At 63.8% G+C, this 14,850-nt stretch carries 16 protein-coding genes; 10 read left to right on the top strand and 6 right to left on the bottom strand.

All coding sequences use genetic code 11. The features are described 5' to 3' along the window. Genes J2J99_RS27355 through pcaQ form a run of 3 tightly spaced genes read right to left on the bottom strand, consistent with a single transcriptional unit; the run spans nucleotide 1 to nucleotide 2,207 of the window. Complete coding sequence (locus J2J99_RS27355; protein WP_168296473.1) at nucleotides 1–699, bottom strand: RES family NAD+ phosphorylase; 699 nt, start codon at nucleotides 697–699, stop codon at nucleotides 1–3. Continuing rightward, nucleotides 696–1,217: an MbcA/ParS/Xre antitoxin family protein gene (locus J2J99_RS27350; RefSeq protein WP_168296472.1), complete on the bottom strand. Its 522-nt coding sequence runs from the start codon at nucleotides 1,215–1,217 to the stop codon at nucleotides 696–698. Before J2J99_RS27350 ends, J2J99_RS27355 begins: the two co-directional genes overlap by 4 nt. A 57-nt stretch (nucleotides 1,218–1,274) precedes the next feature. Then, nucleotides 1,275–2,207 (bottom strand): pca operon transcription factor PcaQ, encoded by a 933-nt coding sequence (gene pcaQ / locus J2J99_RS27345; RefSeq protein ID WP_168296471.1) that lies wholly within the window; start codon nucleotides 2,205–2,207, stop codon nucleotides 1,275–1,277. A gap of 451 nt (nucleotides 2,208–2,658) precedes the next feature. On the opposite strand from pcaQ, the gene pcaD reads away from it, so the two are divergent. From pcaD to J2J99_RS27305, 8 genes are all read left to right on the top strand, one after another. Then, nucleotides 2,659–3,468 (top strand): 3-oxoadipate enol-lactonase, encoded by an 810-nt coding sequence (gene pcaD / locus J2J99_RS27340; protein ID WP_168296470.1) that lies wholly within the window; start codon nucleotides 2,659–2,661, stop codon nucleotides 3,466–3,468. Then, complete coding sequence (pcaC, locus tag J2J99_RS27335) at nucleotides 3,465–3,863, top strand: 4-carboxymuconolactone decarboxylase (protein WP_168296469.1); 399 nt, start codon at nucleotides 3,465–3,467, stop codon at nucleotides 3,861–3,863. The genes pcaD and pcaC overlap by 4 nt, the downstream gene beginning before the upstream one ends. A 9-nt stretch (nucleotides 3,864–3,872) precedes the next feature. Then, nucleotides 3,873–4,622, top strand: a complete 750-nt coding sequence (gene pcaH, locus J2J99_RS27330) for a protocatechuate 3,4-dioxygenase subunit beta (RefSeq protein ID WP_168296468.1) — start codon at nucleotides 3,873–3,875, stop codon at nucleotides 4,620–4,622. A 2-nt stretch (nucleotides 4,623–4,624) separates the two neighbouring features. Next, the gene (pcaG, locus tag J2J99_RS27325; RefSeq protein WP_168296467.1) at nucleotides 4,625–5,236 is read left to right on the top strand and encodes a protocatechuate 3,4-dioxygenase subunit alpha; all 612 of its coding nucleotides are present in this window, start codon (nucleotides 4,625–4,627) and stop codon (nucleotides 5,234–5,236) included. 161 nt (nucleotides 5,237–5,397) lie between these two features. Further along, nucleotides 5,398–6,444: a 3-carboxy-cis,cis-muconate cycloisomerase gene (locus tag J2J99_RS27320; protein WP_168296466.1), complete on the top strand. Its 1,047-nt coding sequence runs from the start codon at nucleotides 5,398–5,400 to the stop codon at nucleotides 6,442–6,444. A gap of 312 nt (nucleotides 6,445–6,756) precedes the next feature. After that, entirely contained in the window at nucleotides 6,757–7,587 is an 831-nt protein-coding gene (locus J2J99_RS27315; RefSeq protein ID WP_168296465.1) for an MBL fold metallo-hydrolase, read from the top strand. Between the two features lie 96 nt (nucleotides 7,588–7,683). Continuing rightward, nucleotides 7,684–8,058 (top strand): GFA family protein, encoded by a 375-nt coding sequence (locus tag J2J99_RS27310; protein ID WP_168296568.1) that lies wholly within the window; start codon nucleotides 7,684–7,686, stop codon nucleotides 8,056–8,058. A gap of 29 nt (nucleotides 8,059–8,087) precedes the next feature. Continuing rightward, on the top strand, nucleotides 8,088–8,930 hold the full coding sequence (locus tag J2J99_RS27305) for an alpha/beta fold hydrolase (protein ID WP_168296567.1): 843 nt from the start codon (nucleotides 8,088–8,090) through the stop codon (nucleotides 8,928–8,930). A 108-nt stretch (nucleotides 8,931–9,038) separates the two neighbouring features. On the opposite strand, the gene J2J99_RS27300 is transcribed toward J2J99_RS27305, so the two are convergent. Both J2J99_RS27300 and J2J99_RS27295 read right to left on the bottom strand, forming a co-directional pair. After that, nucleotides 9,039–9,791, bottom strand: a complete 753-nt coding sequence (locus J2J99_RS27300) for a polysaccharide deacetylase family protein (protein WP_168296464.1) — start codon at nucleotides 9,789–9,791, stop codon at nucleotides 9,039–9,041. Continuing rightward, nucleotides 9,788–10,882, bottom strand: a complete 1,095-nt coding sequence (locus J2J99_RS27295) for a glycosyltransferase family 4 protein (RefSeq protein ID WP_168296463.1) — start codon at nucleotides 10,880–10,882, stop codon at nucleotides 9,788–9,790. Before J2J99_RS27295 ends, J2J99_RS27300 begins: the two co-directional genes overlap by 4 nt. A 183-nt stretch (nucleotides 10,883–11,065) precedes the next feature. Between J2J99_RS27295 and J2J99_RS27290 the strand changes: the two genes are divergently transcribed. Both J2J99_RS27290 and J2J99_RS27285 read left to right on the top strand, forming a co-directional pair. Continuing rightward, nucleotides 11,066–12,778 (top strand): adenylate/guanylate cyclase domain-containing protein, encoded by a 1,713-nt coding sequence (locus J2J99_RS27290; protein ID WP_168296462.1) that lies wholly within the window; start codon nucleotides 11,066–11,068, stop codon nucleotides 12,776–12,778. Next, nucleotides 12,778–13,656 (top strand): FkbM family methyltransferase, encoded by an 879-nt coding sequence (locus J2J99_RS27285; protein WP_168296461.1) that lies wholly within the window; start codon nucleotides 12,778–12,780, stop codon nucleotides 13,654–13,656. Before J2J99_RS27290 ends, J2J99_RS27285 begins: the two co-directional genes overlap by 1 nt. 38 nt (nucleotides 13,657–13,694) lie before the next feature. Here the strand turns inward: J2J99_RS27285 and J2J99_RS27280 are convergent, their stop codons facing one another. Continuing rightward, nucleotides 13,695–14,606, bottom strand: coding sequence for an ankyrin repeat domain-containing protein (locus J2J99_RS27280; protein ID WP_168296460.1), 912 nt, complete (start codon nucleotides 14,604–14,606; stop codon nucleotides 13,695–13,697). Nucleotides 14,607–14,850: the final 244 nt, after the last annotated feature.

Below are 14,850 nucleotides of genomic sequence, written 5' to 3'. Positions count from 1 at the left end.
CTAAGCGCCGCCTTTCGGCTGTCGTCGCCGGCTTGCAAGCTTTCTGACGTCGATGCGCCGGTCGGTGGCCGAAACGGTGATCTCGAAATGATCGGCCTGCACCACGTCGCGAATATTGCGCGGCCGGTGTGCGGCGATGTTGACGCCGCCTCTCAGCCGCACGCTGTCGTAAAGAATGCCTGCGCCGCCGCTCGCGCGCACCTGTTCTCCGAGCAGCTGCGAGGCCGCATAGCTCGTGCCGTCATAGACGTCGGGCCGCAGCGCCTGTTCGCCGCGAATGTCGAGGTAATCGCCGATCAGGATGGCCGAATAGCTTCGATAGGTGCGCGCCATCGTCGCCACCCCCCGCGCGACAGCCTCGCGCCTGAGATGATGGCCGACCTCGGCGGCGGCTGTCTTCAGATTGTCGGCGGCATACCAGGCGCCGAGATCGGGGCCGTTGAAGCGTGTGCCGCCGGGGGCGACATGCAGGAAGGCGGCCATGACGATGCTGGCATTCGCAGTGCCGTAAACCCATTCATCCCTGGGAAGCCGCTGTATGCGGTCGGCCACGAGACGGTCGTTGGTCCAGCCGACCAGTTCCATCACCGCTTCGAGATCGGCCGCCCGCGTCACCGTCTCGAAAAGCCCGATCGGTGGAAATTGCGACGGGATCAGCCGGTAGGATGGGCGCGGCGCCTCGGCAAAACGGTCCCTCACCGGAAGACGATGTCCGCATCTTCGTAAGCCGTGAAAGCTTCGTCGAGCTTGTTCGGCTGCATATAGACGCCGCCGCGCGCGCCATCGAGGAAGCGGCGCACGGTCATCAACCCGTCCTGGGTTCCGTTCGCCACGATGTCGAGCGGCGGATGCCCACCGAAAACCGGCGCCTGGTGCGGTGTGCGCAGCCAGGCGACGCCGGCGCGTTCGTCGGAAAACAGCACGCCGAGCGCCTGATGAATGCCGAACACGGCCGAGATCCGGGTCAGCGTATCGACATCGAGCGTGAAAGCCCCGTGCTCGCGCGCCTGTTTGGCCCAGCTGTGATAGGTCGAGCGGGAGGGATAGCCGAGCACGAGCAGACGCTGTTCTTCGCTCAAGCCCCAGAGATCGGCGATCGCCAGGAAGGTTCGCAAAGCGGGTGCACTCAGCCGCCGGCGGTTGGCCGGCGCAAAGCGATCTATCTCCAGCCGCTGTGGCCCCTCGCCTTCCCTGTCCGCGCGTTGCGCATGCTGCATAATGGCCTCCTGTCTTGAATGAGATATAGTCCGAATCTGGACAATCATCAAGCAGATTTAAAGAGCCGGGCTTCGGGAAAGCTCCCCGGCCGCCTCGCGGATCGTCTGCATCAGGATCGATTGCGGCAGCGACGGCACGGCATCGGTGCGCATCGTCAGCCCGACCGGCCCCTTCGTCTCGCCGGTGTCGACCGGCAGAAGCGCCAGCCGCCCATCGGCGACATCGTCGGCCACGACGCCGTTGGAGATGATCCAGATCGCATCGCTTGCCCTGAGGAACGCGCGGCCGAAGGCATCCGATACCGTCTCGATCTGGTTAGGCAGGCTGGAAACGCCGTTGGCGATCAGGAAATTTTCGACAACCGGCCGGATGATCGAACCGCGCGTCGGCATCAGCACCGTATAGTCCCCGAAGGCCGAGAACAGCGACTTCCGACCGTCAAGCAGCGGATGACCGGCGCGCACGGCAAACACCACCTGCTCGGAATAGAGATGCTCGAAGGAAAAGCCCGCCATTTTTTCGGCGCCGGCCAGACGCCCGACGACCAGATCGAGGTCGCCGACGCGCAGCTCTTCCAACAGCACCGCATTCTCGCCGGTGACGATCTTCACCCGGCTCCACGTTTTCTCCTGGAGGAAGAGCTCCATCGCCCGCGGCATGATGCGCGACGAGACCGTCGGCAGGGCGCCGATGCGGATCGGCGGCGCTTCGGCGAACTGTTCCTGCGACACGGAATCGAGACCCTGGCGCAGCGCCGTGAGCGCCGCCCCGGCATGCCGCAGGAAAACCTCGCCGTAGCGGGTGATCTTGATGCCGCGGCCGTCGCGCTCGAAGACGTCGACACCCAGCACCTGCTCCAGTTCGCGGATCGTCTTCGTCACCGCCGGCTGGCTGACATGCAGCAATTCGGCCGCTTTCATGACGCTCTTCTGCCGCGCCACCTCGACAAAAGTCTGCAGATGGCGAAACTTGATGCGGCTGTCGATCATTCCATAACTCCGGGGTTATCGAAATGCCAGAAAATATCATTTTACTTAACCGGATCAACCATTCAGTTTTAAGGTCGAGAGATGGTGGCGAGTTTTGCCGGGAAGGCAACTCACACTCGGTCATCCTCGGGTTTGAGCCGAGGATCCAGGCCGCGGCCGGTGGTTGCCGTGTCGATGCTCGGGTCAAGCCCGAGCATGACGGAGGGCGGGAGAGCACAAGGAGCCATTCGCGGCGTTGTCGCCTGTGGCCGGGCTCCTCTGATGAGAATAGGAAAGAAAGTGCGGCTTGGTGAAAACACGCAATGCGGTGTGACACTGTTGGACGAGATCAGTTTGGCGAGAAGGCTAACCCCACATTCCGTCATCCTCGGGCTTGACCAGGCTTGACCCGAGGATCCAGGCCGCGGATGGCGGAGGCGGTGTGCCCGGACTTGAATAAGGAGGACGTAACGTGCAATTCGCCCGCATAAACGACGTAACGATCCATTATCAGGTCATCGGCGCGCCCGCCGACCGGCCGGTGATTGTCTTTGTCAATTCGCTCGGGACGGATTTCCGCATCTGGCGCGATGTCGTGGTGCGGCTTGCCGGCGACTACGCCATCGTGCTTTACGACAAGCGCGGCCACGGCCTGTCCGATCTCGGCCAGCTCCCCGCGTCGATCGAAGACCATGCGACCGATCTCGCCGGCCTGCTCGATCTGCTGTCGGTGAAGAACGCCGTCATCTGTGGCCTCTCCGTCGGCGGCCTGATCGCCCAGTCTCTCTATCAGCGGCGGCCGGATCTTGTCGGCGCCCTCATCCTCAGCGACACCGCCCATAAGATCGGTACAGCCGAAAGCTGGAATGCCCGCATCGCCGCGGTCGAGCAAAACGGCATCGGCAGCATCGTCGACGCCATCATGGAGCGCTGGTTCACCCCCGCCTTCCGCCGGCCCGAAAACACGGCCTATTCCGGCTATTGCAACATGCTGACGCGCCAGCCGGTCGAAGGTTATATCGCCGCCTGCGAAGCGATCCGCGACGCCGATTTGACCGAAGCGGCCAAGAGGATCACCTTGCCGACGATCTGCATCGTCGGCGACCAGGACGGTTCGACGCCGCCCGATCTCGTGCTTTCCACAGCGCGGCTGATCCCGGGCGCCCGTTACGAGGTCATCCCGGACTGTGCCCACATTCCCTGCGTCGAGCAGCCGGAAGCGCTGACGGCGATCATCCGCGCCTTCCTCACATCGATTTCGCCTGGAGAAAGCAGCCCATGAACGAGACTCCCTCCGAACGCTACCGGCAGGGCATGGCGACCCGCCGCGCCGTGCTCGGCGATGCCCATGTCGACCGTGCAGCCGCGACCGCCACGGAGTTCGACCGCCCCTTTCAGGAGCTGATCACCGAAGCGGCCTGGGGCCATGTCTGGTCGCGTCCTGTCCTGACCAAGCGTGAGCGCTCGATCGTCACCATCGCCCTGCTGGCGGCTCTGGGCCAGGACGATGAGGTTGCCATGCATGTGCGCGCCACCGCCAATACCGGGGCCACGCGCCAGGATATTTGCGAGGCGCTCCTGCATGTGGCGATCTATGCCGGCGTTCCCGCCGCCAATCATGCGATCAAGATTGCAAAGCAGACCTTTGCGCAAATGGACGCCGAAAAGGCGGCCTGAGGGAGAAACATGACTGAAAGAGCAAACAGCAGGCCGGAGACCGGCGCCTTCTTCGCCCGCGACCGTGCCTGGCATGCGCCGGCCCTGACCCCCGGCTACAAAACCTCGGTGCTGCGCGCGCCGCAACGCGCGCTGCTGTCGCTCGACGGCACGATCTCCGAAACCACAGGCCCGGTCTTCGGCCATTCGATCATCGGCGAACTCGACAACGACCTCATCCTGAACTACGCGCGGCCGGGCGAAAGCGCCATCGGCGAACGCATCATCGTCCATGGCCGGGTGCTCGACGAGCGCGCCAGGCCGGTTGCCGGTGCGCTGGTCGAGTTCTGGCAGGCCAATGCCGGCGGGCGCTATCGCCACAAGAAGGAAAGTTATCTCGCGGCGATCGACCCGAATTTCGGCGGCTGCGGCCGCGCCATCACCGACGAGGAAGGCCGCTACCATTTCCGCACGGTGCGCCCCGGCGCCTATCCCTGGCCGAACGGCGTCAACGACTGGCGCCCCGCCCATATCCATTTCTCGATCTTCGGCCACGGCTTTGCCCAACGGCTGATCACCCAGATGTATTTCGAGGGCGATCCGATGATCTGGAAATGTCCGATCGTCGGCACCATCCCCGACAAGGCGGCGATCGAGCAGCTGATCGCGCCGCTGGACTGGGGAAACACCATCCCGATGGATGCACGCGCCTATAAATTCGATATCGTGCTGCGCGGCCGCCGCTCGACGATGTTCGAAAACAGGCTGGAGGGCAACTGACCATGCAGCAGCTCGGCTATCTCAAGGAAACCCCGTCGCAGACGGCGGGCCCCTATGTCCATATCGGCCTGACGCCGAATTTCTGTGACATAACGGGCGTCTACAACAGCGATCTCGGCGCCCAGATGATCAACGACAAGACGCTCGGCGAACGCATCACCGTCACCGGCCGCATCTTCGACGGCGCCGACGCCCTGGTACGCGACGCCGTCGTCGAGATCTGGCAGGCCGACAGCGCCGGGCTCTACAACAGCCCCTCGGAAATGCGCGGCGCCGCCGACCCGAATTTTACCGGCTGGGGCCGCTGCCCGACACGCAGCGAGGACGGCGTCTACAGCTTCGAGACGATCAAGCCCGGCCGCGTCCCCTTCAAGGACGGCCGCCGACAAGCCCCGCACATTACCGTCTGGATCGTCGCCCGCGGCATCAATGTCGGTCTGCAGACGCGCATGTATTTCCCGGAAGAGACGGAAGCCAACGCCGCCGATCCGCTGCTATCGCGCATCGAACACCGCGAGCGCGTCGCCACGATGATCGCCACCCGCGACGGCGCGACGTGTCATTTCGATATCCATTTGCAGGGGGCAAAGGAGACGGTGTTTCTCGATATTTGAGGGGTCTCGCAGAATGCTTCTTCACGAAATCTTGCGCAAGTAGCCCCCTCACCCTACCCTCTCCCCGCGGGGAGAGGGTACAGTGCCACAAAATCCATTCTGCCCTCGCGGAAAAGGTGGCGGCAGCCGGATGAGGGGGCCGCAGCCACAAAGAGCAGACCATGACCGCATCGCCCTTCGACCATCCCTTTCTCTCCGGCCTCATCGGCGACGATGAGATCGCGCCCTATTTTTCCGCCGAAGCCGATCTCCGCGCCATGGCCGCCTTCGAAACGGCGCTCGCCAAAGCCGAAGCCGATCACGCGCTCATCCCCGCAGAAGCGGCAAAAAAGATCGCCGCAGCCTGCGCCGGCTTTTCCCCCGATCTCGCCAGTCTTCGCTCGGCAGCGGCGCGCGACGGCGTCGTCGTCCCCGATTTCATCAAGCAGCTGCGGGCCGCGGTCGGCGAGGAAGCCGGCAAGAGCCTGCATCTCGGCGCCACAAGCCAGGATGTCATCGACACCAGCCTGATGATCCGGCTGAAGGCGGTGGTTTTCCTGTTTGCCGGCCGGCTTTCCGCCGTCATTGCAGGGCTGGACGGGCTCGATGGCCGGTTCGGCCGCAACCGGCTCATGGGTCATACCCGCATGCAGGCGGCAATCCCGATTACCGTCGCCGACCGTCTCGCAGCCTGGCGCGCGCCGCTGACGACCTATCGCGACCGGCTGACCGAGCAGAATTTTCCCGTCCAGTTCGGCGGTGCGGCCGGCACCCTCGACAAACTCTGGCCGGAAGGCCCGGCAATTCGCGCCTCGCTCGCCCAGGAGCTTGGCCTTACCGATATAACCCAATGGCAGAGCACGCGCCTGGTGATCGCCGATATCGCCGGCCTATTTGCGTCGATCTCGGGCAGCCTGGGCAAGATCGGCCAGGATATCGCCCTGCTCGCCCAGGCCGGCGACGAGATCGAAATGGCAGGCGGCGGCACTTCCTCGGCGATGGCGCACAAACAGAATCCGGTCGCCGCCGAAGTCCTGGTCTCGCTTGCCCGCTTCAATGCCACGGCGATCTCCGGTATCCACCAGTCGCTCGTCCATGAACAGGAACGCTCGGGTGCCGCCTGGACGCTCGAATGGCTGCTGCTGCCGCAAATGACCGTGGCGACCGCCGCCTCGCTGCGGCTCGCCGTGGAACTCATCGGAAATATCAAGAGACTCGGAACTGCGTGACGCGGCCGGCAGCAGCCGGCATACAGCGAACATTCCGTCGCCCGGCGCGGCAATTGTTTTTTCGATCGCGCGCAACCATCTAATAGGCATGACTTGCGGAAAACGCCCCGCCCCAGCAGCCCATTTACCGAAAACCAACCATACTGGGTTGCTTTCCGACGCGAAAGCCGATTGCTTAGGAAAATCTACTTCTTCTTCCGCTAGCGGTTAGGAGAGTGAAAGGGGGCGCAGGCAAACCCGTGAATTCTGCTGCTTCGCATCGGGATAAACTATGAGTACGATGGCGAAGCGGGAAGGCCGGTTTGAAAAACGATGACGACAGAACTGTTTCAGATAAAATTTTGGGGCGTCCGCGGCAGTATTCCCGTATCGGGCCCCGAGTTCGACCGCTACGGCGGTAACACATCCTGCATCGAAATTCGCTGCGGAAACCATCGGATGCTTTTCGACGCGGGCTCCGGCCTGCGCGAGGCGGGGTTGTCATTGCTTGCCGACGGCGTCAGCGACGTCGATCTGTTCTTCAGCCATTGCCACTACGACCACATCATCGGCCTGCCCTTCTTCAAGGCGATTTATTATCCCTCGATCAACGTCAACATCTGGTCGGGCCATCTCGACGGCAAGATGAGCACACGGGAAATGGTCGAGCAGTTCATCAGCCCGCCCTGGTTCCCCGTCAAGACCGACATCTGTCAGGCGACGATGAACTTCCGCGACTTCCATGCCGGCCAGGTTCTGAGCCCGCATGAGGGTGTCGAGATCAAAACGTTCACGCTCAACCATCCGGGCGGCGCCATCGGCTACCGTATCGAATGGCGGGGTAGGTCGATCGCTCTGATCTATGACATCGAGCATATCCCCGGCAGCTATGACCCGGTCTCGCTGGAGATGATGCAGGGCGCCGATCTCGTCGTCTACGACTGCACCTACAATGAAGACGAGATGCAGCGTTTCAAAGGCTTCGGCCATTCGACCTGGCAGCATGGCACCGAGCTGGCCAGAATGGCCGGCGCCAAGCGCTTCGCTCTCTTCCATCACGCCCCCTCGCGCACGGACGAACAGCTGGCGCAGATGGAAGCGCAGGCGCAGGCCGCCTTTCCCGAATCCTTCGCCGCCCGCGACAACCAGACCGTGGTGATCTGAACCATCGGCAGCCCGCAGAGCGTGAGCTGCCAAGGGAACAGATGCAAGGTCAGGCCGTTTCCCCGCAATTGCGAGATCATGAACGGGGTATCAGCGATGACCGTGCTTTCCGGAAACTGTCTTTGCGGGCAGGTGCAGGTTTCTGTTCGGGGCGAGGCTTTGCGCGTCGGCATCTGTCATTGCACCGACTGCCGGAAGGAGAGCGGCTCGGCCTTCACCTTCTATGGAATCTGGCCCGCCGCCCAATTCGAATATTCAGGGGAAACCGGCGAATTTCGCGGCCGGCATTTCTGCACCGGCTGTGGTTCGCGGCTGTTTTCCGTCGATGACGAAGAGGCCGAAATCAAGCTCGGCATTTTGTCCGAAGCCCCGACGCCCCTCGTGCCGCGCTACGAACTTTGGATCAAGCGTCGCGAACCGTGGCTGCGACCGGTGGAAGGCGCCGAGCAGCATGAGGAGGACCGAAGGTGAGCGTGGCCGCTCTCGTCCGCCATCGCGTCATGACGATCGCCGGCATCGAGACTTTCTACCGCGAGGCCGGCCCACCGGATGCTCCGGTGCTGTTGCTGCCGCACGGCTATCCCTGTTCGTCCTACGAGTTTCGCAATCTGATGCCGCGCCTTGCCGATCGCTGGCGTCTGATTGCACCGGATTTCCCCGGCGCCGGCAACAGCGGCACGCCCGACGATTTCGACTACAGCTTCGACGGCTATGCCGCCTGGCTGGAGGCTTTCGTCGGCGCGCTCGACGTCGGCCGCTTCGCCCTCTATCTCCATGATTTCGGCTCGCCGATCGGCACGCGGCTGGCAATCAGAGATCCCAGGCGGATCACGGCGCTGATCATCCAGAATGGCGACATCCCCTATGAAGACGCCCTCGGGCCGAAATACGCGGATATCGAGGCGACATGGAGCCTCCCGCCGACGGAGATGAGGAAGGCGCTGGCCGAGGCAATCAGCGAAGAGACCTTCAAAGAGGAATTCCTCAACCACCTGCCGCCGCCTCTCGGCGAAACCATACCGCCGGATCTCTGGAAGCTGCATTGGTCGCTGGTAACGCCGCGGCGCAAGGAAATCGCCATCGAGCTGATCGCCGGACTGAAGAAGAACCGCGCCTGGTTTCCAGAGCATCGGAAATATCTCAGGGAAAACAGACCGCCGACACTGATCGTCTGGGGGCCGAACGACCACTACATGCCGGAAAAGTCGGCGCGGGCCTATTTCCGTGACCTGCCGGAAGCCGAGCTGCATCTGCTCGACGGCGGACACTGGCTGCTCGAGACGCATCTGGACGCGGTCGCTGCCCTGATGCGGGACTTCCTCGGACGCGTTCATGCCGTCTGACTTATCGACTGAAGGGCGTCACGATCTTTCAGATTCGCTCCTTGCGCATTAGCTTTTTGTTTACGCATGTCGTTGCCGCAACCGCTGCACACTTTTGCGCGATATGCGTTAAGCTCGCAGCAATGCAGGCGCCGGCAACCAGCGAACGGACGGATGCCGGCTGGTCGCCGCAAACAGAGCCGACAGGAAATTCCAGGCGGCCGCGTCGTGCACCAGGTGGTGGGTCAGCACCCCGATCGGCTCGTCGCTGCCGGCAAACCGGTCGCGCAACTCCGCCACCAGTTCGGCGACCAACTCGTCGTCGCCGCGGCCGCCGCGCGTGCCATGCCAGTCGATGATGTCGACATGGGTGTTGAGAAGCGACAGCGGGCCACCCGGCTTGGCTCGCCCGTAGACGGAAAGCGCGGCAAAGCCGAGGCCGGGCAGCGCCGGGATGAGGGCGGAGTCGATCCGGTTCCACGGCGGCACCAGCACCGGCAGGAAACGTGCGGGATGCCGCCGCTCCAGCAGCCGGAACCCTTCGGCCAGTTCGCCGAGCACTATTTCCGCCGGCCGATCGCCGCCGAGTTCCTGCTTCTTGCGCCCCGGCCCGGCATGGTTGGTATGCGACCAGCCATGCACGGCGACATTGACGGCGGATTCCGCCGTCAGCCGGGCCGCCAGCGCCTCGCCGGTCAGGCCGGGAATGACGGCGAGCGTCAGCGGCACCGCGCTCTCGCCGGTGACCGCCAGCAGCCTTTCCAGATCCGGCGTCGGCTCGATCGCATCGTCGTCGCGCAGCCAGAAGCGGGCCACGCGGCCGGCGGCCTGCCAGCGGTCGAGCTCGCGCTGCAGCGGTTCGAAGCTCGTCCCGTCGATCATCCCATCACTCCCGTTGCTGCAAGGTCGCGCAAAATTCCGTCCAGCCGCTCGGCCGCCGTCGCCAGCGAGCGTTCCGCAAGCACGAAGCGCCGTGCCGCCCGTCCCATCGCCTCGCGCTTTTGCCCATCGTCAAGCAGGGCTGCGACGGCGCCGGCATAGGCGGCGACATCCCCCTCGGGCGTGAGCAGGCCGGTCAGCCCGGACTCGACCACGGCGGGCACACCGGCCGTCCGCTGCGCGACGACAGGCAGGCCGGCGGCCTGAGCTTCCAGATAGGCAAGCCCGTAAGCTTCGCCGCAGCCGGGCCAGACATACAGGCCGCCGCATCCGAGCAAGCCGGCGATCTCTGCCCCGTCCCGCTCGCCCAGCCATTCGATGCGGCCGGCAGGGAAATCCGCAAACAGCGCCTGCACCTGCAGGCGCATCGGACCGTCGCCGATGACGGCGAGCGTCCAGGGCCGGCCTTCGACCAGCCGCAAAGCCTTTGCGAGCATCGCGTAACTCTCCATCTTGTCGCCGGCCCGCATCATCGCCACCACCATCAGCCGGCGCGGATCGGGCGCCGGCGACAGGCTCTCGAACGGCGCCGTGTCGATGAAGGGTTTGAGGCCGGCAAGGCGCGCCTGCGGAAAGGCGGCCGCAAGTCCGGCCTGGTCTCGACCGGTGAAGGAGATGTTGACTGCCGCCTGCAGGACCGCCTCGCCCACACGCGTCTGCTGCCCCGCCCAGCCGGTTTCGTCCCGCTTTGCCGCATAGGAGGCCTCGGCAGTGACATAGGGAATGGCGAATTCGGCCGAGATCGCAGGCCCGAAGGGATCGGGCGATTTGTAATAGGGGTGGTAGCAGAACCAGAGTTCGGGGCGCGGCGCGGATTGCCATTTCAGCCGCAGCCGCTCGCCTTCGCGAGCGATGGCATGTTCGAGTGCGGCTGCCGCCTCCGGCGTTGTGGCATAGCTGCGGAATTCGGAGACGACCTCGACCTCGTGCCCGGCAAGCTGCAGCGCCCGGATCAGCAGCCGCGCCATCAGCCGATCGCCCGACGGCACCGGATGGTTCGGCGATTTCATCGGCGCGTAGAAAGCCACCCGCATGCCGCATCCCTTATAAGACAGACTGTTTCCAAATCGGCGCTCGCGGCCGGACGAAAAATTCCGCTATTGTCCCATTCCCTAAAACTTGCGCATAAGCATATGGAATGTGATCGCGCTCGAAGCAATTCCGCCTTTTTCGCAATCTCTATGAGCCTGCGGTTACATCGACAAGAACGGGAATGAATGACGACGGCCTCAGTCACAGGGATTTTTTCGGAGCGCGCGATCAGACGGGCGAGGCTTGGTTCCGGCCTGATCATTTTCATCTTCGTCCTGCTGCATTTGTCCAACCATGCGCTCGGGCTGATTTCGCTCGCCGCCGCCGACAAGGCCCACCACCTTTTCCTCGCCACCTGGCGCAATCCCGCCGGCACCGCAGTGCTTTATGCCTCGGTGCTGATCCATATGGGGCTGGTGCTGCGCGCCATCTACATGCGCCGCAGCCTGGTCATGCCGAAAGGCGAAACGGCGCAGATCGTGCTCGGCCTGCTGATCCCGCTGCTTCTGATCGACCATGTCATCGGCACGCGCATCGCCCATGAGCTCTATGGCTATATCGACGATTACGAGACGGTCGTCGAGCAGCTCTGGATCAGGAACCCGGCAAATGGCGCGCGCCAGGTGCTGGGCGTCATCGCCGTCTGGTTCCATGGCTGCATCGGCATCCATTTCTGGCTGCGCTACCGACCGTGGTATGCGGGCTCCGCGCCGCTGCTGCTGGCGCTGGCGATCCTCGTGCCGGTGCTGTCGGTTCTCGGTTTCGTTGAGATGGGCCGCACCCTTGCCGATCCCTCCTATCAGTTGACGACCAATCCCTACGAGGTCAACCTCAACGCCCACTATCTCCACGACCCCGAGGTTCGCGCCCGAATCGCCACGGTCCGCGCCGGGCTCTACGGCGCCTTTTCGGCCTCGCTGCTCCTCGTCGTCGTCGCCCGCGCCCGGCGCCGGCTGAAGGAGCGCCTCGACCAGGTGACGGTGCATTATCCGGGCGGCGAGGTGATCCGCGTGCCGCGCGGCTTCACGGTGCTGGAAGCAAGCCGGCTCGGCGGTCTGCCGCATTATTCCGTCTGCGGCGGCAAGGGCCAATGCTCCACCTGCCGCGTGCAGATCCTCGGCGACTATGAAAGCCTGCCCACGCCCGACAAGATGGAACAGACGACGCTCAAGCGGATCAATGCCGGCCCCGACGTTCGCCTTGCCTGCCAGCTGCGCCCGGACCGCGATGTGGCGGTCGCCCCGCTTCTGGTGCCGGCGGTCGAAACCGCCCTTCCCGCCAACAGCCAGGAGACAAGCCCCGGCCGCGAACGCGAGATCGCCGTGCTCTTCGTCGATATCCGCCATTTCACCACGCTGACGGAAACGCGCCTGCCCTTCGACGTCGTCTTCCTGCTGAACCGCTATTTCGCCATCATCGGCAAGGCGGTGGAGCAGGCGGGCGGGCGGCTCGACAAGTTCATTGGCGATGGCGCCATGGCGCTCTTCGGCCTCGGCACGGCGCCGGAGGAGGCCTGCCGCCAGGCGCTGACCGCTGCCGCGGCGATCGTCGCTGAGATCGAAAAACTCGCTGCAGAACTCGCCGACGAACTGACGCTGCCGTTGCGCATCGCCATCGGCATCCACACCGGCCCGGCCGTCGTCGGCACGATGGGCTATGGCCGGGTGCGCAGCATGACCGCGATCGGCGATACCGTGAACGTCGCGAGCCGGCTGGAAAGTGCCGCCAAGGAATTCGAAGCGGCGATCGTCATCTCCGAGCCGGTGGCGACCCTTTCCGGCGCCGATCTTTCCGGCATCGAAAGCCGTGAAATCAGCGTGCGGGGCCGCGCACTGCCCTTGAAAGTCTATGTCATTCCGAGAGAGAAAGCGGCAGAACCGCTCGAAGGAAAAGACTGATGCCCGGCAAGCCCTGGCTTACCGCCAAATATTGGAGCCGCCGGCTGCGCAAGGCGCGCAATGCCGCGGCCTCGCGCTTCTTCGATACCCGCTTCGGCCGCCGCCTGCTGGTCGAAAATATCGGCCCGCGCGTCGTCTCGATGACGGTCGACGCCGGCGACCATCTGATGACTTTTTCGCCCGCCGACTATATCGGCCGCAAGGTCTTCCGGAAGGGCCATTTCGAGCGCGAGGCCGTCGACCGGCTGATCGTCATCCTGCGCGAGCGCGGCCTGCTTCGAAAGGAGGCGACGCTGCTCGAGATCGGCGGCAATATCGGCACCCAGACCGTCTATTTCGCCCTGAGCGGCACCTACGCCCGGATCGTCAGCATCGAGCCCGATCCGCGCAATTTCCCGTTGCTCGAGCTCAACATCCGCCAGAACCGGCTGGAGGAGAAGGTCAGCCTCGTTAATTGCGCCGCCGGCGAACGCGATGGCGAGATCGACTTTTTCCTGAACCGCAACAATCACGGCAAGAGCAGTGCCCTGCGCCAGAGCCCGAGCGACCGAAAGATCAGCGTGCCGGTAAAACCGGTATCCGAAATCCTGGCCGACCTCTCGATCGATCCAGCCGCCATCGGTCTCGTCTGGATGGATATCGAAGGCTACGAGCCCGTCGCCTGCCGCTCGATGCTGCCGCTGCTTTCCCGCCGCGTGCCGCTCCATATGGAATTCACGCCGCTCTTCTACGGCCCAGAGGGGACGAAAGCTTTCGTTTCAATGCTCTCCGGCTTCTACCAGCACTGCCTCGTCCTGTTCGAGGACCGGGAGGAGGAGATGAAGGTGCGGGATCTGCCCGGGAATGTCGATCAGTATAACGTGCTGTTTTTGTCCTAGGCGAACTTGAAAAACCATCAGGGTCGTCGTTGGCGCCGTCACGGCAGCGGCGCCGGCGTGTCGGCAAGCGTTCTGAGATAGGCGATCACATCAAGCCGATCCGTTTCATCCGGTGCAGCACGGACTTCCATGTCGACGCCCGGCGTTGTGAGCGTGGGACCGGCGAGAAAAATGTTGAGGTCCTCATAAGTCCAGGATCCCTCCCAGGCCAGCAGGGTTTGCGAATAGCCATCGAATTTCGCCGAAGCCTTGTCGCGTCCGACGACGTTCCACAAATTTGGCCCCCGCGTGGGGCCACCCTGCGCTCGCGTGGCATGGCAGGAGGAACAGTTGGGGGCAAAGTACGCCTTGCCCTTTGCCGGATCACCCTTTGCCAGCTTGGCGGAAATCGGCTCGGGCTTTAAAATGGTAACGCCATGCGCCAGCAGATAGGCGGCGATGTCGGCATGGTTGTCATGCTTTGCAAGATGATAGGGCGTGACAACGGCCGGCAGTCGGGCGGGATCGCCCCGGACCCAGACGGCGTTGACGTCCGCGCCGGCCTCCACGAGCACCCTGACGCAATCGAGGCAGCCGTTCGCGACCGCAAAGTGCAACATGCGCTCGCCCCGTGCGGCGGCGTTCGGGTCAGCGCCATGCGCCAATAACAGCCGCATGAGATCGACAGAGTTCGTCAGCACCGCGCCGGTGATCGGCAGGCCGAGCGACGAGGGGGTGTTGACCCCGGCGCCGCGCTCGATCAGCAATTCTGCTGCTTCGGGATGATTGCTGCGAATTGCCAGGAAGAGAGGCGTTGCACCCTTCTCCTGCTCCTCAATGTCGGCGCCGGCATCAAGCGCCGCCGTGATCGCGGTCAGGTCACCGCTCTTGACCGCCTCGTGAAGCGGGCCGCCATGGGCAGCGGTGAGAACCCCCAAATAGAAAAGCACGCTTCCGATCAGCTCACGCATCTGGCTCTCCCCCAAGCCAACAAGGTGATCGGCGATTATATACCCGATCAGTCCCACCGACCAGTTCGGCGTGAATCCTGTTTGGCCCGCGATCAGGCTGGTCTGGATGAATCGATATCTACGTGCCGGCAAGGAGATGGAACCACGAATCAATTTTTCGCGGCCGCAGTCGAGCTATCCGCGACATGAGGCGTGTCCACATCGACACCTTGTGCAAGCCCGAAAAAAGCAGTTAGCTGGCATC

The organism is Rhizobium binae, from assembly GCF_017357225.1.
Taxonomy (GTDB): Bacteria; Pseudomonadota; Alphaproteobacteria; order Rhizobiales; family Rhizobiaceae; genus Rhizobium; species Rhizobium binae.
Note: the sequence above shows the minus strand (reverse complement) of the source record. Positions and strands in the feature narration are given on the sequence as shown.

What these genes read in the sequence shown, in the direction of transcription:
- pcaC (WP_168296469.1), top strand. Translation starts at nt 3,465, where the DNA reads ATGAACGAGACTCCCTCCGAACGCTACCGGCAGGGCATGGCGACCCGC.
- J2J99_RS27285 (WP_168296461.1), top strand. Translation starts at nt 12,778, where the DNA reads ATGCCCGGCAAGCCCTGGCTTACCGCCAAATATTGGAGCCGCCGGCTG.
- J2J99_RS27350 (WP_168296472.1), bottom strand. Translation starts at nt 1,217, where the DNA reads ATGCAGCATGCGCAACGCGCGGACAGGGAAGGCGAGGGGCCACAGCGG.
- J2J99_RS27295 (WP_168296463.1), bottom strand. Translation starts at nt 10,882, where the DNA reads ATGCGGGTGGCTTTCTACGCGCCGATGAAATCGCCGAACCATCCGGTG.
- J2J99_RS27290 (WP_168296462.1), top strand. Translation starts at nt 11,066, where the DNA reads ATGACGACGGCCTCAGTCACAGGGATTTTTTCGGAGCGCGCGATCAGA.
- J2J99_RS27280 (WP_168296460.1), bottom strand. Translation starts at nt 14,606, where the DNA reads ATGCGTGAGCTGATCGGAAGCGTGCTTTTCTATTTGGGGGTTCTCACC.
- J2J99_RS27310 (WP_168296568.1), top strand. Translation starts at nt 7,684, where the DNA reads ATGACCGTGCTTTCCGGAAACTGTCTTTGCGGGCAGGTGCAGGTTTCT.
- pcaQ (WP_168296471.1), bottom strand. Translation starts at nt 2,207, where the DNA reads ATGATCGACAGCCGCATCAAGTTTCGCCATCTGCAGACTTTTGTCGAG.
- J2J99_RS27320 (WP_168296466.1), top strand. Translation starts at nt 5,398, where the DNA reads ATGACCGCATCGCCCTTCGACCATCCCTTTCTCTCCGGCCTCATCGGC.
- J2J99_RS27315 (WP_168296465.1), top strand. Translation starts at nt 6,757, where the DNA reads ATGACGACAGAACTGTTTCAGATAAAATTTTGGGGCGTCCGCGGCAGT.
- pcaH (WP_168296468.1), top strand. Translation starts at nt 3,873, where the DNA reads ATGACTGAAAGAGCAAACAGCAGGCCGGAGACCGGCGCCTTCTTCGCC.
- pcaG (WP_168296467.1), top strand. Translation starts at nt 4,625, where the DNA reads ATGCAGCAGCTCGGCTATCTCAAGGAAACCCCGTCGCAGACGGCGGGC.
- J2J99_RS27300 (WP_168296464.1), bottom strand. Translation starts at nt 9,791, where the DNA reads ATGATCGACGGGACGAGCTTCGAACCGCTGCAGCGCGAGCTCGACCGC.
- J2J99_RS27305 (WP_168296567.1), top strand. Translation starts at nt 8,088, where the DNA reads ATGACGATCGCCGGCATCGAGACTTTCTACCGCGAGGCCGGCCCACCG.